Raw genomic sequence first — 21762 nt, 5'->3', positions numbered from 1 at the left:
GACGTACATATGTTTCACCGCACGTTTCGGCGAGCGGCCGTGGGGGAGGTCACTGACACGATGATCGGGTTGCGCGGCGGGGGCCACGCGTCCTAGAAAAGCAGTCGGGTGGAGATATGCATCGCGGTGGCGGACTGGGCGAGGGGACCGACGACCTGGGTCCTCGACGTGCCCGGCGGGGAAGGCACCGACGCGAGGCGGAGGAAGCGTCCGAAGCACGTCATGGACACGGCACCCCGGGCGAGCCCGACCGGCTCGACCGGCGGGCCGACCGGCCGGGGGCGGGGAGCAGGAATGGTGGTCGGGTGGGGGTGACCTACAAGTACTTCGGCGCGCCCGACGGCGCGACCGCGGCCCGCGTCCCGATCTCGATGCGCCCCGAGGAACTGGGCGGCGACGAGCTCGGGATGAACGGCATGTTCACCAAGATCAAGCCGGAGACGATGGCCGCCATGGTCCTCACCGGCATCGAGGGCGTCCCCCTGCACAAGGTGCCCCCGCTGGAACTGGTCGTCCTGCACCCCGACTACGCGGTCGTGAAGCTCCCGATGACCGTCGTCGACCCCCTGCGCGGCATCGGCGAGGAGGCGGTCGGCGCGGCCGCCTTCATCTGGTCGACGGTCCCTGACCGGGGCGGCCCGCGGGACGCGTTCAACGTCTACCAGCTGCTGCACGAGTGGCAGGACTTCAGCCATCGGCTGCACGAGGCGGGGCATCAGCCGTACTGCCTGGTGTGGCCCTGAGCCTGGGTTTCTTGCGGATCGGGCGAGGTCTTCGGGCCTCGCCCTTTTTGGTGGCGGAGAAACCGGGCCCCGCGGCCGGGGTATTCGGAGAGCGGCCTGACGCTCTCCCCCGGTAACCCACCCGGCCCCGTTCGGCGGGCCGGGCTCGGGCGTCGTGTCGAAGATGGGGCGGACGAAGACGAAGGTGACGGCGGCCGTCTGCCGTGACGGCCACGCCTCCAGGAGGTCCACGTGAGCGATTCCGGTCGGCCCAACGCCTCCGAGCTGCCCGACTTCGCGGACCGTACCGACTTCGAGGACGCCGACCGGGGGCTGGTCGCACCGCCGGCGCGTGCGACGGTGACCGGTGCGGACGGGCGGGTGGTGTGGGACTTCCGGGCCACCGGCTTCCTGGACGGCGACTGCCCCCGGACCGCGAACCCGAGCCTGTGGCGGCAGTCCCAGTTGTGCGCACGCGCGGGGCTGTACGAGGTGACCGACGGGGTCTACCAGGTGCGCGGCTTCGACCTGTCCAACATGTCGCTGATCGAGGGCGAGCGCGGGGTCGTCGTGGTCGACCCGCTGGTGTCGGCGGAGTGCGCGCGCGAGGCGCTGGCGCTGTACCGGACGCACCGCGGGGAGCGGCCGGTCACGGCGGTGGTGTTCACGCACTCGCACATCGACCACTTCGGCGGCACCCTCGGCGTCGTCGACGAGGGCGCGGACGTGCCGGTCGTCGCGCCCGAGGGGCTGATGGAGCACGCGGTCGCGGAGAACGTGTACGCGGGGACGGCCATGCTGCGGCGCGGTGTCTACCACACCGGCGGCGATCTGCCCGCGGGCCCGGACGGACTGATCGGGGTCGGGCTGGGCTTCTCCGCCTCGCAGGGGCTGCCGAGCCTGCTGCCGCCGACGCTGGAGATCACCCGGACCGGACAGGAGGAGCGGCTGGACGGGGTGCTGTTCCGGTTCCAGCTCACGCCGGACACCGAGGCGCCCTCGGAGATGAACTTCCACCTTCCCGAGCGGCGTGCGCTGTGCATGGCCGAGAACGCCACCCACAACCTGCACAACATCCTGACCCTGCGCGGCGCCGTGGTCCGCGACGCCCGGGTCTGGTCGCGCTACCTCACCGAGGCGATCCAGCTCTTCGGCAGCGGCTCCGACGTCCTGTTCGCCTCGCACCACTGGCCGACCTGGGGCACGGACCGGATCGAGCGGTTCCTGTCCGAGCAGCGCGACCTGTACGCCTATCTGCACGACCAGACCCTGCGGCTGACCAACCAGGGCCACACCGGCACCGAGATCGCCGAGATGATCGAGCTGCCGCCCGCACTCGCGAGGTCATGGCACGCGCGGGGCTACTACGGGTCGGTCAGCCACAACGTCAAGGCGATCTACCAGCGTTACATGGGCTGGTACGACGGCCACCCGTCCTCCCTGTGGGAGCACCCGCCGACCGCGAGCGCGAAGCGGTACGTCGACTGCATGGGCGGCCCGGACGCCGTCCTGGCCAAGGCCCGCTCCTACGCCGACGCCGGTGACCTGCGCTTCGCCGCCCAGCTCCTCAAGCACGCCACGTTCGCCGCGCCGGACAGTACCGAGGCCAAGGAGCTGCTGGCGCAGGTCTTCGAGCGTCTCGGCCACGGCGCGGAGTGCGGGACATGGCGCAACAACTACCTCACGGCCGCGCAGGAGTTGCGCGAGGGCGTGCGGCAGGTCCCGATCGCGGCCGGCAGCATGGCGTCGGCGCTGAGCGTGGACCAGATCCTCGACTCGCTCGCCATCCGGGTCAACGGCCCGGAGGCGTGGGAGCACACCGTGTCCACGCACTGGCACGTCACCGACCTCGGTGAACGCCACCAGGTGGTCCTTCGCAACGGCGTCCTCGTCCACTACGTCACCGGGCACCCCGACGAGAGCACCGACCTGGCGCTCACCCCGACCAGGCCCCAGCTGGCGGGCCTGCTCGCGGGCGGGGCCGGCCTCGACGGCATCGAGTACACCGGGGACCCGGCCGTGCTCCGGACCCTGCTGTCGGCCCTGGACGAGCCCGACCCGAACTTCCCCATCGTCACCCCGTGAGCCCGTTCGCCGTGGATCGGACGGGCCCCGCCCGTCCGGGCTCCGGTTCTCCGGGGCCTCAGGGCTCGCGCTGGGGAGCGCCGAGGTAGGTGAGGACCGCCAGGACCCGTCGGTGGCCGCTCTCCTCGGGTGGGAGGTCGAGTTTCAGGAAGATGTTCCCGACGTGCTTGTGCACGGCCCGCTCGGTGACCACGAGGCGGTCGGCGATCTCGGAGTTGCCGTGTCCCTGGGCCATCATCGCGAGTACTTCGCGTTCGCGTCCGGTGAGCCGGGACAGGGGGTCGCCGCGCGTCGTGAGCAGTTGTCGGACCACCTCGGGGTCCAGCACCGTGCCGCCGGCCGCCACCCGGTGCAGCGCCTCGACGAAGTCGTCGACTCGGGCGACCCGGTCCTTGAGCAGGTAGCCGACGCCGGTGCCGTCGGCGAGCAGTTCGCGGGCGTAGGTGTCCTCGACGTACTGGGAGAGCACGAGGACCGGCAGGCCGGGCACGCGTCGTCTGGCGCGCAGCGCGGCCCTGATGCCCTCGTCGGTGAAGGTCGGGGGGAGGCGGACGTCCACCACGGACACGTCCGGGCGGTGGGCGACGGCGGCCGGCACGAAGGACTCGGCGTCCTCGGCCGTGGCGAGCACCTCGTGGCCGAGGGCCTCCAGCATGGCGGAGAGTCCCTGTGCGAGCAGCGCGTTGTCCTCGGCGATCAGGATGCGCACGGGCACTCCACCGTGATCACCGTGGGTCCGCCGGGCGGGCTCCGCACCCCGAGTACGCCGTCGACCGCCTCGACGCGCTGCCGTATCCCGCGCAGCCCGGTGCCGTCGCCCCCTTCGGCCGCCCCGCCCCGGCCGTCGTCGGTGATCACCGCACGGACCGCGCCGCCGGTCCTGGACAGGACGACCGACACGGACTCGGCCCGGCTGTGCTTGACCGCGTTGGTGAGCGCCTCGTTGACGGCGAAGTACACGGCGACCTCCACCTGAGCCGGTACGTCGGCCAGTTCGCCGAGTTCCGCGGTGGCCGGTACGGGGCAGCGTGCCACGACCGCCGAGACCGCGCCGGTGAGGCCCCGGTCCGCGAGGATCGGCGGGTAGACGGAGCGCAGTACGTCGCGCAGTTCGGCCATCGCCTCCTCGGCGCCCTCCCGGGCCCGGGTCAGCAGCGGACCCACGGCGGCGGGGTCGGTACCGAGCGTCCGTTCGGCCAGGCCGAGTTGCATGGCGAGGGACACCAGCCGTGCCTGGGTGCCGTCGTGCAGGTCCCGCTCGATGCGGCGCAGCTCACTGCCGTGTGCGTCGATCGCCCCGGTGCGCGTCCGGTCCAGCGTCACCACGCGCTCGGCGAGCACCGCTGCGGCCGAGGGGGCGAGCAGCCACCGGCTCACCGACGCCGCCGCCCTGGCCAGCAGGGGCGGCCCGAACAGGGCGAACAGCACGCTCAGGAGGAACTGGGGAGCTCCGGCGTACACCGCCGAACCCCAGCCGTCGATCGGGATGTTCAGCATGAGCCGGACCGGATCGTCCGCGGGGAACAGCCACCACAGGGCCACGAGAACGAGCACGGCCGCCGGGAAGAGGAACAGTGACACGCCGATGAGCCCGAGTACGGTGCCGGCGACCATCGTGCCGGGCGCCCAGCGCAGGTCGCGGCCGGTCGCCGGGTCCGACAGCACCGCCGTCAGGCGCCGCCGCGCGTGCGGACCGGCCGGTGCGGTGGGGGCCGCCGCCCAGTGTCCGAGCCGGTCGCGCTCGCGATCGGCCAGCCTGCGCAGCAGCCGCAGTTCGAGGGGCAGGACGAGCAGGCCCACGCCGACCAGGCACAGGACGGCCGAGTAGATCAGCACGGGCACCAGCAGGACCAGGGTCAGTCCGTGGACGACCGCGACCGCGCAGTATCCGGCGGCACGGGCCGAGCGCGCCGTGCTCGCTCGCAGTCCGGCTCGCTTTCCGGCTCGCAGTCCGGCTCGCTTTCCGGCTCGCAGTCCGGCTCGCTTTCCGGCTCGCAGTCCGGCTCGTGGTTTCGACCAGGTACTCACGACGGCCAGTCTTCCCCCCTCCGCTCCCCGGCGCAGTGGAGCCCGCTACACCATGGGGCGGCGAGCGTGCACCATCGCCCCGGTCACCGCGTGGTTCCTAGCGTCACGGCCATGAATCCAACGAACCCCGCGGGCCGTTCGGGCCCCGGTCTCGTCCCCTTCCTGGTGATCAGTTTCGTCGGCGCGTGGGTCGCCATGCTCCCGCTCTGGCTCGAGGGCCTGCGCCGGACGAGCGCCGGGCAAGGGACGCCGCGGCTCGCGGCGTTGTGCATGATCCTCATGATGCTGGTGCCGGCGCTGACCGCCTTCGGTCTCACCGCGCGCAGCCGGGGGCCGCGCGAGGCCGTGCGGGTCCTCGGGCTCACCAGGGCCACCCCCTGGCGGCACGAAGCCCGCTCCGTCGCCGTCGCGCTCACGATCCCGCCGGCCCTCACCGCATGTGGCCTGGCCCTCGCCACACCGGTCGGCTGGTACACCCCCGCGCACCTGCCCGGGCCCGCCACGATCGCGCCCCTCGTGCTGAGCGCGCTGGTGTCGGTCCCGCTGTACTTCGGCGAGGAACTCGGCTGGCAGGGCTACCTGCTGCCCCGGTTGCTCCGCCACGGCAGGATCCGCGGCCTGCTGATCGGCGGCGCCGTGTGGGGGGTGTGGCACGTCCCGATGACCGCGCTCGGTGGAAGCTACCCCGGCCATCCGGTGCTGCTGGGCATACCGGTCGCCGTGGTGACCGCCACGCTGCTCGGGACGGTGATCGCCGCCGTCCGGCTGTCCACCGGGTCGGTGTGGGCGGCCGTCGCGGCGCACCTGTCGCTCAACGAGTTCGCGCTGCCGCTGACGGGCGACGTCTCGGCCCGCCTCGTCGACCCGCTGCTCGCCGGACCGCTGGGCGTCTCCACCTGGCCGGCCGGCGTCCTGGCCGTGCTCGTCGTCTGGCTGGGCCACCGGCGGCGCGGGGCCGCGACCGGGCCCTCGGCTCCGGTGGCTCCGCCGCCGTCGGAGGTGCCGGCCTCCGCCACGGAACGCGACCGCCGCCCGCCGGGGCGCGCCTCGACGCGTCCGCTGCCGTAGGCGCCGCGAGCCGGACGGGCTGCGAACCGGGCGCGGAGCGGCGACCGCCTCCGTCGCGCTGCCGGGTGTCAGGGGCGTCGAACGGCCGGCCTCGCGGAGCTTCTTCAGACGGTGGCGTACGGCCGGTCCGGGGCGATCCCCCACCGGAAGGCGCTACCTCGGCCGGGAGCTCGACGACCCGGCCGGACAAGGCGTCGAAGCCGGTGGCACCGGGTGCGTCACAGCGCCGCCCCGCCGTCCACCCGGATCACCTGGCCGGTGATGTACGTCGCACGGTCCGAAAGGAGGTAGGCGACCAGGTCGGCGGTGTCCTCGGGGCGGCCGAACCGCTTGAGCGGGATGCGCTCCAGCATCTTCTCCCGCATCGGTACGGGGATGTCCTCCATCATCTGCGTGTCGGTGATGCCGGGAGCGACCACATTGACCCGGACACCGTGGCCCGCGACTTCCCGCGCGAGCGACTTGCTCATGCCGATGATGCCCGCCTTGCTGGCGGCGTAGTTGCTCATGGTCACGAAACCGCTCAGGGCGACGATCGAAGAGATGTTGACGCAGGCACCGGACTTGCGCCGCAGGAAGCGGTACAGGACGGACTGGCACACGTTCCACGTGCCGGTGAGATTGGTGTCGATGACGTCGTCCCATGCTTCACCGGCCAGCAGGGGCATGGGACCGTTCCTGGTGATCCCCGCGCTGTTCACCAGCGCCGTGACGGGGCCCAGCTCGTCCTCCGCGCGGGCCACCGTCTCCTCGACGGCGTCGCGGTCGCGCACGTCGCACTCCGTGAACAGCGCCCGGGCACCCAGGGCTTCGATCTCCTCCCGGGTCGCCCGCGCCTCCTTGCTCTCGGAGCGGTAGCAGCCGACGACGTCGTATCCCTCCGCCGCGAGCCTGAGGGCGATGCTCCGCCCGATCCCGCGGGCCGCCCCGGTCACCAGGGCGCAGCGCCGGTCGTCCGGCTCGCGTTCCGTGTCCCGTGTCGTGTGCGGTCCGGTCTCAGCGATGTCGTTGGGCAAGGTCTCTCCCCGAGTCGCGGCACTGTGGCACCCCAGGAAAGCATCGGGTCCCAAAGGGGCACTTAATTCCCCAAGGGCGGTAACTCGCCACCCGAATAACGCCGTTGTCAGGAGACGTCGGCCGCCATCTCACGTGCCTGGTCGTTCCGCGGCGGGCCGACGGCGCCGGAGGAGCGGAGTCCGAGGCGCACTTCCACTCCCGGCGGCAGGGCCCACCGGTAGAGCGGCACAGCTCCGGCCGTGGTCACCACCGCGACGAGCACCAGGATCGAGAAGACCTCCTGGGAGATGATGCGCTGGCTCAGACCGATGTTGATGAAGATCAGGATCATCAGGCCCCGGGCGTTCATGAGACCGCCCACCGCCCAGGACTCCCGCCAGGAGAAGCCCACCGCCCGCGTGGCGAGCCCGCAGCCGACGTACTTCCCGAAGAACCCGGCGGCCAGGAAGGTCCCGAGGGCGAGCAGCGTGGCGCCCCCGGTCACACTGTCGAGCTTGGTGTTCAGACCGGAGAACGCGAAGAAGATCGGCAGCAGGAAGACGCTGACGAAGTCCATCATCCGGCTGTGCAGCGCCTCCCGGAAGGCGGCGCCCCGGGGCATCGCGAGCCCGGCGACGAACCCCCCGAAGACCGAGTAGATGCCTATGCGGTCCGTGAACCAGCCGGCCCCGAGAACGACGAACGCCACGACGTACATCTGGCCGGGCGTGAAGCTCTTCGTCCGCGCCACCCGGTCGCCGAGGGGGCGCAGCAGGCGCGCCACCCCGAAGAGCATCACGGCGGTGAAGATCCCGGCGAGCAGAATGCTCTGCAGCGCGCTCATGGGACCCGAGCCGGCGTGCACGGCCGACAGCACCGCGAGGAAGCACCAGGCGGCCACGTCGTCCATGGAGGCGGCGATCAGCGTCAGCCTGCCCAGCCGCGAGTTCTCCAGACCTCGTTCGTACAGGATGCGGGCGAGCATCGGGAACGCCGTCAGGGACAGCGCGCCGCCGATGAAGACGGCGAACTCGATGCGGGAGACGTCATGCCTGGACAGTTGCGGGTACCACAGCAGTCCCGCCCCGATGCCCAGCACGAGCGAGGGGACTATGCCCGACACGGCGAGCAGCACCGCGTGCCGTCCCTGCCCGTCGGCGCCCTCGCCGGCCGCACCCTTGCCCCTGTCCCCTCTTCCCTTGTCCTTCTTTCCGTGATCGAGTCCGGCGCCCACCAGGAACATGTACAGCGTGAGCCCCATAGTGCTGAGCACATAGAGAATCGGCTTCACATCCGCAGGAAAGAGTGACTTCTGCACTCCGGGCAGCAGAAGCCCCAGGAGCGTGGGACCGAGGAGAACACCGGCGATCATTTCACCGAGAACTCGCGGCTGATTAACCATGAGGGCGAGCTTCCCGCAGCATGCCGATGCGGCGAGAATAGCGAGAATGGCGAGTATTACCTTGAGGGTCAGTTCGAGGTTCGGGTCACTCGGAGAATAGAAGGCAAGATATGGCATGAAACCCCTTGGCTCGCGTGTGGGACACGTCGCACGAGCCTGCCACTCCGTACTGAAGAAGCCCCTAAGGATCCCCAAAGTGCCGGCCCCCGGACACCGTCGCCGTATTGGACCCTCCACGCCCGCAGGCCTGCATGCGGGCAAGCTCAGCTAAAGCCACGCCTAAGGATCATTGAATCGTTGCGCCAGCCTTAAGCCGTGGCCCGGCACCCGCCACCCCGCTCCCCTTTGCGACAATTTCACCTACCGAGGAGTAGGGATGTGCTGATTTCGAATCCGCACGCGATCACACACGAAGACACCCCTCGATTTCCGCTGCATAATCTGGCGAGATATCATGATATAAATATATTTAGGGGTGGGCTGGGATTCGATTATACGCAGCGATCTGCCTGTTGTATATACAGCAGCCCACGCAACGGATTCAGCCAGGTAACCTGACCCAATCCTTAAAGGCTTGACCGCTCCCCGAGCCGCCATCCATGATTCAAGTCACTCGCAAGCAGTGACGCACTACTTCGACAGGAATAGCCTCCGGAAATTGAAGCGGGAAGGCGTATGAGGTTTAGCATTCTGGGTCCGGTAGAGGTGGAGACGGACGCCGGCGAGACAGTCACCCCGCAGGCGCTCAAAATCCGGTCGCTGCTGGCCATGCTGTGCATGCACTCGGGCCACGTCATTTCCCCCGCGCGGCTCATCGGCGCCCTGTGGGCCGGGACGCCGCCTCGCACCGCGGCCACCGCGCTCCAGGTCTATGTCTCCAAGCTGCGCGGGCAGTTCACCCAGGCCGGCGCGGGCCCCACCCTCATCACCACCACATCGTCCGGCTACCGGATGCGGCTCGACGGGCACTGCCTCGACCTCACCCTCTTCGAATCCAGCGCGGCCATGGCCCAGCAGGCCATCCACACCGACCGGCCCCAGGAGGCCGCCCGGCTGCTCTCCCAGTCGCTGAGGCTCTGGCGGGGACCGGCGCTCGCCGACGTGCGCACCACGCCCGCGCTGGACGGTTACGCCCAGCAACTGGACGAGCGGCGCAACGCCCTGCACGAACAGTGGCTCACCCTGGAACTCCGGCTGGGCCGTCACAGTCAGCTCATCGGCGAGCTCTACGGCCTCGCGCAGGAACACCCCATGTGGGAGAACGTGCACGCCTTCCTGATGATCGCCCTGTACCGCAGCGGACGAATACCCGAGTGTCTGGAGGCATACCAGCGCATCCGCGGCACTCTCCACGACGACCTGGGCATGGAACCCTGCAACCGGCTGCGGAATCTGCATCGCGCGATTCTCGCCCGGGAGCCGTGGCTGGACGACCCGAGCCGGCCGCTGTCCTCCGCATACGCCTCGTGAACACCACCGGACACGGGCGTCACAGCGACCGATCGCCATGCCCCGCCTCCCGTCCTTTGACGCGCCATCACACCGAAGCGATCGACAATGGACATCGACAAGTGCCGCACACGACTGCTCGGCGAATACCGTCCGTTCGGCCACCCGGTGGAGGTATGGGCGGCACAGGCCCCTCTCCCGCACGATCCCCGCGTGGCGGCGTACGCGGCGGAACTGGCCCCCGAAGAACGTGCGCAGATCGCCCGCATCGCCACCGGCACCGCGCGCGCCCGGTACGTGACGGGTCGGGCCCTGGCCCGGCGGGCCCTGTCCCGCCGGCTCGGGGTGCCGATGTCGCGCATCCTCCTCGGGACCACCGGGACGGGGCGGCCGTTCCTGGCCGACCCGCCGTGCCCGGAGGTCGACTTCAACCTCTCGCACTCCGGGCGTCTGACGGTACTCGCGGTGACCCGAGGGGCCCGAGTGGGCATCGACGTCGAACAGACCACAGTGGAACGGGACTTCGACGGGGTCGCGGCGGGCTTCTTCTCACCGGCCGAGTACGACCGCTGGTCCACGGCCGGCACGGCGGACAGGACCGCCCTCTGGTACCGCACCTGGACCCGGCGCGAGGCCTACGTGAAGGCCACCGGGGCCGGCCTGCGTGACATCGGCGGCGACCACCACGGCCGCGGCTCGACCTGGGCCGACATCCATCTGGAGCCGGAACCCGGCCACACCTGCTGCGTGGTGCTGCTCGTCAGCCCACGCCCACCCGGCCCTTCACTCCGCACGAGGTGACGAACATGACTGCCGACACCCCTCTGTGGCTCCCGCCCCATGACGTTCTCGACCACTCCCGCATCGGCGACTACCTGCGCTGGCTCGGCCCCCACCGCGGGCTCCGCTTCGCGGGCTACGACGAGTTGTGGCACTGGTCGGTCACCGACCTGGACGGCTTCTGGTCGTCCCTGTGGGAGTACTTCGAGGTGACGCCGGAGACCCCGGCCACCGCCTTCGCCGACGCGCCCGCCATGCCGGACGTCCAGTGGTTCCCCGGTGCGCGGCTCAACTACGCCGAACGGGTCCTGAGCATGCCGGGTGCCGTGGGCTCGACTCCCATGGTGTTCGGGCACTCGCAGACGCGTGAGCCCGTCGTGCTGACCGCCGACGAGCTCCGCGACCGGGTCGCGCGGGCACGGCGCGGGCTGCGCGGCCTCGGGGTGGGGCGCGGAGACCGGGTGGCCGCCTATCTGCCGAACATCCCCGAGGCCCTGGTGCTGCTGCTCGCCTGCGCGAGTCTCGGCGCCGTCTTCTCCTCGTGCGCCCCGGAGTTCGGCGCCCGTTCCGTGCAGGACCGCTGGCGCCAGATCGAGCCGAAGGTTCTGGTGGCCGTCACGGGCTACCGCTCCGGTGACCGGCTCGTCGACCGCGCGCCGGAGGTCGCGGCGATCCGGGCCGCCCTGCCGAGCCTGACGCACACCGTGACCGTGCCGTACGCGGGTTCCGGCGCCGACTCCGCGCTGTCCTGGGACGAACTGCTCGCCGAGAGCGACGGACTCGCCTTCGAACCGGTGGACTTCGGCCACCCGCTCTACGTGCTGTACTCGTCGGGGACGACGGGGCTGCCCAAACCCATCGTGCACGGCCACGGCGGCATCCTGCTGGAACACCTGAAGATGCTGGCCCTGCACCACGACCTGGGACCGGGAGACCGCTTCCTCTGGTTCACCACCACGGGCTGGATGATGTGGAACTACCTCGTCTCCGGACTCGCCGTGGGCAGCGCGGTGGTGCTCTTCGACGGCAACCCGACGTACCCCGACTTCGGTGCCCTGTGGCGGCTCGCCGCGGAGTCCGGGACGACGTACCTCGGTACCTCGGCGCCGTACCTGATGGCCTGCCGCAAGGCCGGGATCACTCCGTGGCGGGACCTGGACCTCTCCCGGCTGCGCGGCGTCGGCTCGACGGGCGCCCCCCTTCCCGCGGAGGGATTCCGCTGGGTGTACGAGGCGGCAGCCGACGGCAAGGCGCCCGCTCCCATGCTCACGTCGCTGTCGGGCGGCACCGACGTGTGCACCGGATTCGTCGGCGGAGTCCCGCTGCTGCCCGTCGTCGAAGGCGAGATCAGCTGCCGCTGCCTGGGGGCGAGGATCGAGGCGTACGACCCCGCCGGGCAGCCCGTCACCGGCCGCACCGGGGAGCTCGTGGTGACCCGGCCCATGCCCAGCATGCCCGTCGCCCTGTGGGGAGACACCGACGGCTCGCGGCGCCACGCATCGTACTTCGCGAGGTTCCCCGGGGTGTGGCACCACGGCGACTGGATCAGCCTCACCGACCGGGGCACCTGCGTGATCAGCGGGCGCTCGGACGCGACGCTGAAGCGCGGCGGGGTACGCCTGGGCACCGCGGAGTTCTACGCCGTGGTGGAGGAGGTCGACGACGTCGCCGACTCCCTGGTCGTCCACGTGGAGGGGACGGAGACCGGCGCCGACAAACTGATGCTCTTCGTCGAACTGCGCGGGGAGAGCACCCTGGACGCACCACTGCGCGAGCGGATCAGCCGTGCGCTGCGCACCGCGCTGTCCGAGCACCACGTCCCGGATCACATCGTCCAGGTTCCGGCCGTCCCCCGCACCCTGTCGGGCAAGAAGCTGGAGGTCCCGGTCAAGCACATCCTGGCCGGCGCCGATCCCGGACTCGTGGTGGCCCGGGGCGCCCTGGCCAATCCCGGATCACTCGGCGCCTTCCAGGACGCGGCGGTCCGATACCGTACCCGGCACCGTCCGCAGAGCCTCACCGGACCCAGCCGTGGAACCAAGTGAGAGGGCACCGCACCCGTGTCGACGACCACCCCGGCCACCACCGACAAGTTCGCCACCCCCATCGACGACCGGTACTTCGAGGACTACGTGCCGGGCACCGTGCACGTCTTCGGCAGCAGCACCCTCACCGAGCAGGACATCCTGGAGTTCGCCCGGCGCTTCGACACCCAGAGCTTCCACACGGATCCGGTGGCGGCGCAGGACGGACCGTTCCGGGGACTGATCGCGAGCGGCTGGCACACCACTGCCGTCATGATGCGCATGTACGCCGACCACTACCTCAGCAGCGTCGCGTCGCTCGCGTCCCCCGGCGTGGACGAAGTGCGCTGGCAACGGCCGGTGCGGCCGGGCGACACCCTCTCGGTCCGGGCGACGGTCACCGGGGCCCGGGTGTCCCGGTCCAAGCCCGACCGCGGCCTGGTGCACACCGACGTGGAAGTGCTCAACCAGCACGGGGAGCCGGTGCTGACCATGACCATCATGAACATGCTGCGGCGCAGGCCGTAGCGGCCGGAGCACCGCCACGGCCCGCGGGTCCGCTCCACCGCGGCCCCGGCACCGCTACGCGAACGTCAGCACGATCTTCCCGATGTGCCGTCCGCCCATCATCTTCCGGAACGCGCCGTCGGCCCGGGTCGCCGGAAACGGGGTGTAGGGCAACGGCGCCAGGACGCCCGAGGCGAACAGCGGCGCCAGTTCCCCCAGGAGCTCGCCGACGAGTTCCGGGCACTGGTCCATCAGCAGCCGGAGATCCACGCTGTGCATGCTGAGGCTGTTGCGGAAGGGACCCAGTCCGAGCGCGGCGTCGGCCATGATGTCGCGCTTGCCGATCTCGACGAACCTGCCGCGGACCCGGAGCAGTTCCAGGCCGCGGCGCAGCAGTTCCCCCGTGAGGGAGTTGAGGACGACGTCGACTCCCTCACCGTCGGTGGCGGCGAGAGTCTCGTCCCCGAACTTCGTGCTGTGCGAGTCCATGACGTGCCGCACGCCCCGCTCATGCAGGTATGTCCGCTTCTCGGGGGTTCCGGCGGTCGCCAGTACCTCGGCCTCCCGTGCCCTCGCGACCGCCAGTGCCGCCGACCCCACCCCGCCGGCCGCGGAGTGGATGAGAAGCCGCTCACCGCGCCGGAGGCCGGCCATGCGCACCAGGCCGTACCAGGCGGTGAGGAACGCGACGGGCACCGTGGCGGCCTGCGCGAAGTCCATGTGGTCGGGCACGGGCATGACGCTTGTCGTCGGCACGTTGACCTCGGACGCGAAGGCCCCCTCGATCACGGCCGCGACACGGTCGCCGACCTCGAACGCCGTCACGCCCGGCCCGACCGCGGCGACGACGCCGGCGCACTCCAGGCCCGGCCGCGGCGGGTCCTCGAAGTACGCGGCCGAGAGCCCCATCGCCGTCAGTACGTCGGGGAAGTTGAGCCCGGCGGCGAACACCTGGACCGCCACCTCGCCGGGCCGCGGTGGCTCCGGATCGACCGCGGCCATCTCGAAGTCCAGCTCGGCGGGGCGCCGTTGACGCAGCTCCACGCGGGGGGCCCGGCGTCTGACGGCGTGTGTCGAGTACAGGCGTTCCATGGGTCCCTCCGGGGAGACTGCGTCACACTGCGGTGCGGAAGAAGTCAACGAGGATGCGGTTGACCTCCTCGGGGCGCTCGAGGAACCCGAAATGGCCGCATTCTTCGAGCAGTTCGAAGCGACAGCCCGGGATGGCACCGGCCACCGCACGCCCCATGGCGGGCGGCATGACGATGTCGTGGGCGAACGCGAGGACGAGCGACGGACACCGGATGCCGCGCAGCCCCGGCAGCCGGTCGTCGGTGACGGTGGCCTCGTACTGGGCCGCGAACCCCTCTCCCCGCTGCGGAAAGAGGGAGAGGGTCGTCAGCCAGTCGTCGGTGAACTTGTCGTCGGCCAGGGTCCCGGCGGCGAACAACTGGCTCATCGTGGCCACCGACGAGAACCCCACGGGCACCGCGTCACCGGCCCGCATGGCGTCCGCACAGCCCCGCGCCAGTGCGTCCCGGAAGGCGTCCGAGCGGCCCCGGGTCGCCAGGAGCGCGAGCGCGCCGACCAGCGCCGGATGCTCCCTGGCCAGCTCCTGGGCGATCATCGCGCCGATCGAGACTCCTGCCACCAGGCAGGGTGCGATCCCCAGCCGGCGGATCAGCTCCGCCGTGTCGGTGACGAGGTCGTCGAGCGCGTAGGGGCCGGGCGGGGCGTCCGAGGGGGCGCTGCCGCGGAGGTCGAAGGTGATGACCCGGAATCCGGCCCGTACGAGATCCGGGACCTGGTGCCGGTCCCAGACGGCCGCCGGTGAAGCGGCCGGGCCGATCAGGAGCAGCGGATCGCCCTCACCCTGAACGCGGTAGGAGACTCGGATCCCGTTGACTGTGGCCGTGGGCACGACTCAGCCGGCCTCCGTCGCAGTGGCCGACGCGGCGGCCGTGGCCGACTCCGCCGGCCCGCCGAAGAACCTCTCCTGAATCGTGCGCAGGGTCTGGAAGTCCTCGGTCTTGAGCTGTCGCCGGTCGATGACCTGCCCGCTGGCCCTCTCGATGACCACGACGAACTCGATCAGCGAGAGGGAGTTGACCAGTCGGGTGTCGAACAGGTCGAGGTCGGGGTCTATGTCCTCGAAGTCCGGGTTCTGCTCGTAGATCCACGTCAACACCTCGGGTGGCAGCGCAGCCATGCTTGTTCTCCTTCGTCTGAACGGGGGGGTGCGGCCCCTGGGCGGTCTACCGGGACGCCGGGGCTCAGCGGCCGGCCTCCGCGTGGTCGCCGGAGGGCGCGGCGGCCGGCCGCGCGCGTTTGACACCGAGGGCCGGGTGCGTGACCAGGTACAGGCCCGAGGCGTCGTCGTAGAGATCGCTGGGCTCGATGCGCAGGGCACTGAGATTGGCCGTCTGCCCCTCCGGGGCGTTCTCGTCGGCACGCTGCCGTGCCTGGTCCGCCTCCTCGATCAGCTCCGGCATGGCGCTCGTGCCCCGCGAGTCGGCCGCGTCCCTGAGGTCGCTGAGCCCTGCGGATATCTCGGCGAAGGCCCCGTTCGGGCGGTCGTACCGCTCCTTCTCCCTGACCAGCCGCTGGGCCAGCCAGAAGTAGCTCTCGGTGCCCTTGTACTGCTCGTAGACGCCGGACACCAGCACGATGAGGCGGGCGTAGGCGTTGCGGAACAGGGACTCGTAGAACCCTTGCGCCTCACGCTCGTTGATCTGTCCGCCGTCGACGCCGATCACGGACGCGGCCGCGAGCACCGCGCTGTACATGGCCAGGTGCACTCCGGTGGACAGCAGCGGGTCGAGGAAACAGGCGGCGTCCCCGACCAGGAAATAGCCGGGGCCGCAGAAACTGTCGGCGACGTACGAGTAGTCCTGCTCGACGCGCGTGGGTCCGGTGAATTTGGCGTCCGCCAATTGGCCGCGCACCGTTTCGGATTCCTGGACCAGCGCCAGGAGCATCTCGTCGTCCGACGTGAATTCCTTGCGCCGCTCGATGAAGCGCGTCTTGTGCGTGACGAACCCGACGCTGAACGCACCGTCCCGCAGCGGAATGACCCAGAACCAGCCGTCGGGCGTGGACACGACGTTGAGGCCGCCCGGGGGCGTGCCCTCCAACAGCTCGCCACCGTCCCAGTAGCCCCAGATCGCGACGTTGCGGAAAATCTCGTGGGCCCGGCGGTTCCGGAAGTGCTGCGCGGCGAGGACTCCCGAGCGGCCGGAGGCGTCGACGAGAAAGTCGAACTCGGTCACCCGCTGGGCGTTGCCGTGCTTCGTGTCCACCCACTCCGCGGCCACCGGACGGTCTCCGTCGAAGGCCACCTTCTTGACGTGGGCACCCTCGACGACCTCGACCCCCTGCTCCTGCGCGTGCCGCAGCAGGATCTCGTCGAACTCGGCGCGCTCCACCTGCCAGCCGCGCACGTCCGGGCCGAAGAGCTGCGCCCAGTCGATGGTCCAGTCCTCGGCGCCCCACCTCAGCAGGGCACCCCGGCGACTGGTGAATCCGGCGGCGTCCACCTTGTCCAGGACGCCGGCGATATCCATCATGACCCTGCACGACGAGGTGAGCGATTCGCCGACGTGGTATCTGGGAAATGTCTCCCGTTCCAGCAAAGTGACGTCGACACCGGCGCGGGCCAGCAGCATTGCGGCCAGCGAACCTCCCGGCCCACCGCCTATTACCAGAACCTTCGACATCTATGATCCCCTCACTTCGCATGGCTGTCGGGAAGGGCCCCGACGACACACAACCACGCGATGGTTAAGGGGTGGCCGCATCACTTCTAAAGGGGCCCTTAATCTCGATCCTTCGTCACGGTGGGCCGAATTCCGTGGCGGTCCGTTTCATGGATCGATACCCCTCAGGGGTATACAGTGGGCGTCATGGACCACAGCGCGCACCACTCGGGCACCGGGCACCACGGCTCCGCCCCCGCAGGCGACGGTCACGGACACGGCGCCACCTGGGGGACGGCGATGCGGGCGACGCTGCACTGCCTCACCGGGTGCGCCGTCGGCGAGATCCTCGGCATGGTCGTCGGCACCGCGCTGATGTGGGGCAACGCGCCGACCATGGTGCTGGCCATCGTCCTGGCCTTCGTCTTCGGCTACTCCTTCACGCTGTTCGCCGTGGTGCGCGCCGGGGTGTCCATGAAGGCGGCGGTCAAGGTCGCGCTGGCCGCCGACACCGTCTCCATCGCCGTGATGGAACTGGTCGACAACGGGATCGTCGCCCTCGTGCCGGGGGCGATCGACGCACACCTGTCGGACGGGCTGTTCTGGTACACCCTGCTCGGGGGCTTCGTCGTGGCGTTCGCGATCACCACGCCGGTCAACAAGTGGATGATCGGCCGCGGCAGGGGCCACGCCGTCGCCCACGCCTACCACTGACGGCCCCCGGCACGCCGTTCGCCGGGTCTCAGCCCAGGCCGGCGAGCAGTTCCCCGCAGGCCTGCTCGCAGCTGCGGCAGGCCTCGGCGCAGACCCGGCAGTGCTCGTGCAGGCCGGCGTGGCTCGCGCACTCGTCGCCGCACGCCCGGCAGACGGTCGCGCAGGCCTGGAGCACGGCCCGGGTGACGTTGGCGTCGTAGCCCGTGTGCCGGGACAGGACCGCGGCCGTGGCGTCGCAGACGTCGGCGCAGTCCATGTTCGTGCGGATGCACTTGGTCAGATCGGCGACCCTCTCCTCGGACAGGCAGGCGTCGGCGCACGCGGTGCACGCCTGGGCGCACCTGAGGCACTCCTCGATGCACCTGGCCATGGCGTCCCGGTCCACGCCGCCCAGGTCGGCCGGGTAGGTACGGAGTAGGTCGTTCACGGTGGTCGTCATGGTGGCCGCTCCCCTTCCGCTTCCACGGGTGTCGTACGTCGTCCTGTGCCGTACGTCGTCGGTGCCTGCCGGGTTTCACCGTGCGGCACACCACAAACCGGTGCCGGAGCCCTGTCGGTAAGCTCCCCGCCGTGGCCGTCAGCCGACCGAGAGCAGCGAGAAGAGCACCGTGACCCCGGACGACTCCAAGAACGAGTACGAGTACGAGAAGGACGGCGCGGCCATCTACCGCCAGTCCTTCGCGACCATCCGCGCGGAGGCCGACCTCTCGGGTCTGCCCGCCGACGTCGGCCGGGTCGCGGTCCGGATGATCCACGCCTGCGGCATGGTCGACCTCGTCCGCGACCTGTCCTGGACTCCCGGCGTCGTCTCCCGTGCCCGCGAGGCCCTGCGGGCCGGTGCGCCCGTCCTGTGCGACGTGCGGATGGTGGCCAGCGGCGTGACGCGCAGGCGGCTGCCGGCGGACAACGACGTCCTGTGCACCCTGTCCGACCCCGCCGTCCCCGGACTGGCGGCCAGGCTCGGCACCACGCGCAGCGCCGCCGCGCTGGAGCTGTGGCGCGACCGGCTGGAAGGGGCCGTCGTCGCCGTCGGCAACGCGCCCACCGCGCTCTTCCGGCTCCTGGAGATGATCGACGAGGGGGCGCCCCGTCCGGCCGCCGTCATCGGTGTCCCCGTCGGCTTCGTCGGTGCCGCCGAGTCCAAGGACGCACTGGCCGCGCACCCCTCGGGCGTGGAGCACCTCGTCGTACGGGGCCGTCGCGGGGGCAGTGCGCTGGCCGCCGCCGCGATCAACGCGCTCGCCTGCGAGGAGGAGTGAGCCGCGGGGCGGCGGGCCGTACGTGATCTAGGGGTTCCGCGAGCGCCTCGTGCGGGCCTCCGCGATCCACCGCGCCGCCTGCTCGGGTTCCGTCACGACCGGCACCCCCTCGGGCAGCGGGGGCCTGCGCACCACGATCACGGGCAGGCCGGCCTCGCGGGCGGCCGTCAGCTTCGGTGCGGTGGCCGCTGCCCCGCTGTCCTTGGTGACCAGGACGTCGATCCGGTGCCGGCGCAGCAGCTCGCGCTCCCCGTCGAGGGTGAAGGGTCCCCGGTCCAGCAGCACCTCCGTGCGGGGCGGGCGGGGCCCCTCGGGCGCGTCGACGGAGCGTACGAGGAACCACGGGTCCGTCAGCGGGGCGAAGGCGGCCAGGCCCATGCGGCCGGTGGTCAGGAAGACCCGCCGGGCGGCGAGGGCGGGCAGCAGCGCGGCGGCTTCCGCGAGGGAGCCGGCGTCGTGCCAGACGTCTCCCTCGCCCCTCCGCCAGCCCGGGCGGCGCAGGACGAGGAGGGGCACCCGGACGGTGGCGGCGGCGTGTGCCGCGTTGCGGGTGATGGTGCCGGCGAACGGGTGGGTGGCGTCGACGAGCAGGTCGACCGCGTGTTCGCGAAGCCAGGCGGCGAGTCCTCCGGCGCCGCCGAAGCCGCCGACGCGCACCTCGCCCGGTGGCGTCCTGGGGGCGGAGACCCGCCCGGCCAGGGAGGTCGTCACACGCGGCACCGGGACCGGCCCGGCCGCCAGCAGTCCGGCCAGACGCCGGGCCTCCGTGGTACCGCCGAGGATCAGCACGTGCACGGCAATCCGTCTCCCTTCCCGCGTTCTCGCCGTCGGACCCGTCGACCCAAGCACACCGTCCGGCCGAGTTGCCGCGCGGAGCCGATGCGAGAAGGTGAGGGAAAGGACCCGGCCGCGAAGGGAGCGTGCGGTGACAGGCGATCCCGTCGGCGACACCGCGGTGCTCAACGCGCTGTTCGCCAACTCGCCCCAGGGGCTGTTCGTCTTCGGCTCCGAGCAGAAGGTCACCCGCTACACCCCCGCCGGCCGGGGCGTGCGAGGGCTGTCCGAGCAGGACGTCGTCGGACAGGGCATCGCCGACTTCGCCCTCGGGTTCGAGGCGGGCGAACTCCAGGCCCTGATCGACGAGGTGCTGGCGACCGGCGAGCCGATGCGGGGCCGCCTGGTCCGGGGCAGGTCGCCGTCCGACCCGAACCGCACCCTCGCCGTCGAGGTGTCCCTCTTCCCGCTGCACGAACCCGGTGACGGCCGGTCCGGCCTGGTGGGCGTGGTCGAGGACGTGACCGAGCGGCAGGCCGCCGCGGACCGGCTCGCCGTGCTCAGCGAGGTGCACGCGACCGTCGGCTCCACGCTGGACGTACGGACCACGGCGGACGAGCTGGTACGGGCCCTGGTGCCCGGCCTGGCCGACGCGGCCACCGTCGACCTGCTGGACGACGGCACCGTCGCCGCCGAGCGCCCGTCCGGTCCCCCGCCGACGGGGGTACCGCTGCGCCGGGTGTCCTTCGCCCCGCAGAGCGCGCGGGTGAGCCGGAGGGAGGGCGACAGCCGTCCGTTCCCCTTCCCCACCCCGTACACCCAGGTCCTCAACGACATGCGGGCCCGCCTGGTGCGGGTCTCCTCCGACGACCCCTGGCTGTCCACCGACCCGGAGGGCTTCGAGCCGCTGGTCCGCGCGGGCGTGCACTCGATGATCGTCGCCCCGCTGATGGCCCGGGGCACCGTGCTGGGGCTGCTGACCCTGTACCGGCACCGGACCGACCCCTTCGAGGAGGCCGATCTGGACGTGGCCAGGCAGGCGGCGTTCACCGCGTCCGTGCACCTGGACAACGCCCACAGCTACCGGCGCGAGCACACCGCGGCGGCCGCCCTCCAGCGCAGGCTGCAGCCCGGCGAGATCCCCCGGCTCTCGGCGGTGGAGACCGCCCACGTGTACCTGCCCGAGAGCGCCGGCGGCGACTGGTTCGACGTCGTCCCCCTCTCCGGTACGCGTGTCGCCCTCGTCGTCGGCGACGTCACCGGCCACGGCATCGAGGCGGCGGCCACGATGGGCCAGCTCCGCCTCGCCCTGCGCACCCTCGCCCTGCGGGACCTGGAGACGGACGAGCTGCTGACCTACCTGGACGAGGTCGCCGCCCAGCTGGCCGACGCCTCCGGGCCGGGTCCGAACACCCCGGTGGCGAGCTGTGCGGTCACCGTCTACAACCCTGTCTCCCGGCACTGCACCATGGTCCGCGCGGGACACCCCGCCCCCGTCGTCATCGACCCCGACGGCGTCCCCCGCTCCGTGGAGGTTCCGCAGGGCCCGCCGCTCGGGACCGGCGGCGGCCACGTCTTCACCCCGGCCGTGCTCGAGCTGGCTCCGGGCACGCTGCTGGCCCTCCACACCAACGGCCTCACCAGCGGCGACGGCGACGAGCCGGACGCCGCCCGGCGCCGTCTCGAACACATCCTCGCCTCCACCACGCGGCCGTTGCAGGAGCTGTGCGACACGGCCGTCTACCACATGGCGCCCTCCCGCCGCGACGACGCCGTCCTGCTGCTCGCGCGCACCCGTGCCCTGCCCACGGAACACGTGGCGGACTGGACGCTGCCCGCCGACGCCTCCGTCGTGGGCACCGCGCGGCGGCTCGTCGACCGGCAGCTCGCCGCCTGGGACCTCGACGACGCGGTGTTCACCACCGAACTCGTCGTCAGCGAACTCGTCACCAACGCCATCCGCTACGGCAAGGGCCCGGTACGGCTGCGGCTGATCCGCGACCGGGGGCGGCTGCTGACCGAGGTCACGGACGCCAACAGCGCCAGCCCCCATCTGCGCCGCGCCCGGGAGAACGACGAGGGCGGGCGCGGCCTGTACATCGTGATGCGGCTCAGCACCCACTGGGGTGTGCGGCACAGCCGCCACGCCAAGACCATCTGGTCCGAGCAGCGGCTGGGCGCGGGCTCGGCAGCGGATGCGGCGGACCTGATGGACGCCTTCGACGTGCCGGACGCGGCGGAGCCGTGAGGCCCTCCCGG

General features: G+C 71.4%; 20 protein-coding genes. 10 read left to right on the top strand and 10 right to left on the bottom strand.

Going from position 1 to position 21762, the window contains the following annotated elements:
- Positions 1 to 116: 116 nt before the first annotated feature.
- Positions 117 to 743, top strand: a complete 627-nt coding sequence (locus ACIQFU_RS03110) for a hypothetical protein (RefSeq protein WP_402548573.1) — start codon at positions 117 to 119, stop codon at positions 741 to 743.
- A gap of 231 nt (positions 744 to 974) precedes the next feature.
- The gene (locus ACIQFU_RS03105; protein WP_402548572.1) at positions 975 to 2807 is read left to right on the top strand and encodes an alkyl/aryl-sulfatase; all 1833 of its coding nucleotides are present in this window, start codon (positions 975 to 977) and stop codon (positions 2805 to 2807) included.
- A gap of 58 nt (positions 2808 to 2865) precedes the next feature.
- Here ACIQFU_RS03105 and ACIQFU_RS03100 read toward each other — a convergent pair whose 3' ends face one another.
- Positions 2866 to 3516 carry a LuxR C-terminal-related transcriptional regulator gene (locus tag ACIQFU_RS03100; RefSeq protein WP_402548571.1) on the bottom strand — a complete coding sequence of 217 codons (651 nt, stop codon included), beginning with the start codon at positions 3514 to 3516 and terminating at the stop codon, positions 2866 to 2868.
- Positions 3504 to 4835, bottom strand: a complete 1332-nt coding sequence (locus ACIQFU_RS03095; RefSeq protein WP_402548570.1) for a histidine kinase — start codon at positions 4833 to 4835, stop codon at positions 3504 to 3506. The genes ACIQFU_RS03100 and ACIQFU_RS03095 overlap by 13 nt, the downstream gene beginning before the upstream one ends.
- A gap of 111 nt (positions 4836 to 4946) precedes the next feature.
- Between ACIQFU_RS03095 and ACIQFU_RS03090 the strand changes: the two genes are divergently transcribed.
- A complete protein-coding gene (locus tag ACIQFU_RS03090; protein WP_402548568.1) occupies positions 4947 to 5903 on the top strand; it encodes a CPBP family intramembrane glutamic endopeptidase in 957 nt (318 codons plus the stop codon).
- A gap of 218 nt (positions 5904 to 6121) precedes the next feature.
- On the opposite strand, the gene fabG is transcribed toward ACIQFU_RS03090, so the two are convergent.
- Both fabG and ACIQFU_RS03080 read right to left on the bottom strand, forming a co-directional pair.
- Positions 6122 to 6919, bottom strand: a complete 798-nt coding sequence (gene fabG / locus ACIQFU_RS03085) for a 3-oxoacyl-ACP reductase FabG (protein WP_402548567.1) — start codon at positions 6917 to 6919, stop codon at positions 6122 to 6124.
- Between the two features lie 107 nt (positions 6920 to 7026).
- Positions 7027 to 8418 (bottom strand): cation:proton antiporter, encoded by a 1392-nt coding sequence (locus ACIQFU_RS03080; protein ID WP_402548566.1) that lies wholly within the window; start codon positions 8416 to 8418, stop codon positions 7027 to 7029.
- Between the two features lie 558 nt (positions 8419 to 8976).
- Here ACIQFU_RS03080 and ACIQFU_RS03075 point away from each other — a divergent pair.
- From ACIQFU_RS03075 to ACIQFU_RS03060, 4 genes are all read left to right on the top strand, one after another.
- Entirely contained in the window at positions 8977 to 9771 is a 795-nt protein-coding gene (locus tag ACIQFU_RS03075; protein WP_402548565.1) for a BTAD domain-containing putative transcriptional regulator, read from the top strand.
- Between the two features lie 192 nt (positions 9772 to 9963).
- Positions 9964 to 10551 carry a 4'-phosphopantetheinyl transferase family protein gene (locus ACIQFU_RS03070; RefSeq protein ID WP_402548563.1) on the top strand — a complete coding sequence of 196 codons (588 nt, stop codon included), beginning with the start codon at positions 9964 to 9966 and terminating at the stop codon, positions 10549 to 10551.
- A 5-nt stretch (positions 10552 to 10556) separates the two neighbouring features.
- Positions 10557 to 12575 (top strand): acetoacetate--CoA ligase, encoded by a 2019-nt coding sequence (locus ACIQFU_RS03065; protein ID WP_402548562.1) that lies wholly within the window; start codon positions 10557 to 10559, stop codon positions 12573 to 12575.
- A gap of 15 nt (positions 12576 to 12590) precedes the next feature.
- Positions 12591 to 13082 carry a MaoC family dehydratase gene (locus ACIQFU_RS03060; RefSeq protein ID WP_402548560.1) on the top strand — a complete coding sequence of 164 codons (492 nt, stop codon included), beginning with the start codon at positions 12591 to 12593 and terminating at the stop codon, positions 13080 to 13082.
- 54 nt (positions 13083 to 13136) lie between these two features.
- On the opposite strand, the gene ACIQFU_RS03055 is transcribed toward ACIQFU_RS03060, so the two are convergent.
- From ACIQFU_RS03055 to ACIQFU_RS03040, 4 genes are all read right to left on the bottom strand, one after another.
- The gene (locus ACIQFU_RS03055; protein ID WP_402548558.1) at positions 13137 to 14153 is read right to left on the bottom strand and encodes a zinc-binding dehydrogenase; all 1017 of its coding nucleotides are present in this window, start codon (positions 14151 to 14153) and stop codon (positions 13137 to 13139) included.
- Positions 14154 to 14175: 22 nt separating this feature from the next.
- Positions 14176 to 14982: an alpha/beta fold hydrolase gene (locus ACIQFU_RS03050; RefSeq protein ID WP_402548556.1), complete on the bottom strand. Its 807-nt coding sequence runs from the start codon at positions 14980 to 14982 to the stop codon at positions 14176 to 14178.
- Positions 14983 to 14985: 3 nt separating this feature from the next.
- Positions 14986 to 15270, bottom strand: coding sequence for an acyl carrier protein (locus tag ACIQFU_RS03045; RefSeq protein WP_402548555.1), 285 nt, complete (start codon positions 15268 to 15270; stop codon positions 14986 to 14988).
- A gap of 64 nt (positions 15271 to 15334) precedes the next feature.
- Positions 15335 to 16777, bottom strand: a complete 1443-nt coding sequence (locus ACIQFU_RS03040; protein WP_402548554.1) for an NAD(P)/FAD-dependent oxidoreductase — start codon at positions 16775 to 16777, stop codon at positions 15335 to 15337.
- 186 nt (positions 16778 to 16963) lie between these two features.
- Between ACIQFU_RS03040 and ACIQFU_RS03035 the strand changes: the two genes are divergently transcribed.
- Positions 16964 to 17470, top strand: a complete 507-nt coding sequence (locus ACIQFU_RS03035; protein ID WP_402548553.1) for a DUF4396 domain-containing protein — start codon at positions 16964 to 16966, stop codon at positions 17468 to 17470.
- Between the two features lie 28 nt (positions 17471 to 17498).
- Here ACIQFU_RS03035 and ACIQFU_RS03030 read toward each other — a convergent pair whose 3' ends face one another.
- A complete protein-coding gene (locus ACIQFU_RS03030) occupies positions 17499 to 17909 on the bottom strand; it encodes a four-helix bundle copper-binding protein (protein WP_402548552.1) in 411 nt (136 codons plus the stop codon).
- A 169-nt stretch (positions 17910 to 18078) separates the two neighbouring features.
- Between ACIQFU_RS03030 and ACIQFU_RS03025 the strand changes: the two genes are divergently transcribed.
- On the top strand, positions 18079 to 18729 hold the full coding sequence (locus ACIQFU_RS03025) for a precorrin-8X methylmutase (protein ID WP_402548550.1): 651 nt from the start codon (positions 18079 to 18081) through the stop codon (positions 18727 to 18729).
- 27 nt (positions 18730 to 18756) lie between these two features.
- On the opposite strand, the gene ACIQFU_RS03020 is transcribed toward ACIQFU_RS03025, so the two are convergent.
- Positions 18757 to 19524, bottom strand: coding sequence for a cobalt-precorrin-6A reductase (locus tag ACIQFU_RS03020; RefSeq protein WP_402548549.1), 768 nt, complete (start codon positions 19522 to 19524; stop codon positions 18757 to 18759).
- A gap of 130 nt (positions 19525 to 19654) precedes the next feature.
- On the opposite strand from ACIQFU_RS03020, the gene ACIQFU_RS03015 reads away from it, so the two are divergent.
- The gene (locus tag ACIQFU_RS03015; protein ID WP_402548547.1) at positions 19655 to 21751 is read left to right on the top strand and encodes a SpoIIE family protein phosphatase; all 2097 of its coding nucleotides are present in this window, start codon (positions 19655 to 19657) and stop codon (positions 21749 to 21751) included.
- The last annotated feature ends 11 nt before the right edge of the window (positions 21752 to 21762 follow it).

The sequence above is a fragment of the Streptomyces sp. NPDC093065 genome (assembly GCF_044754585.1).
Classification (GTDB): Bacteria; Actinomycetota; Actinomycetes; order Streptomycetales; family Streptomycetaceae; genus Streptomyces.
Note: the sequence above shows the minus strand (reverse complement) of the source record. Positions and strands in the feature narration are given on the sequence as shown.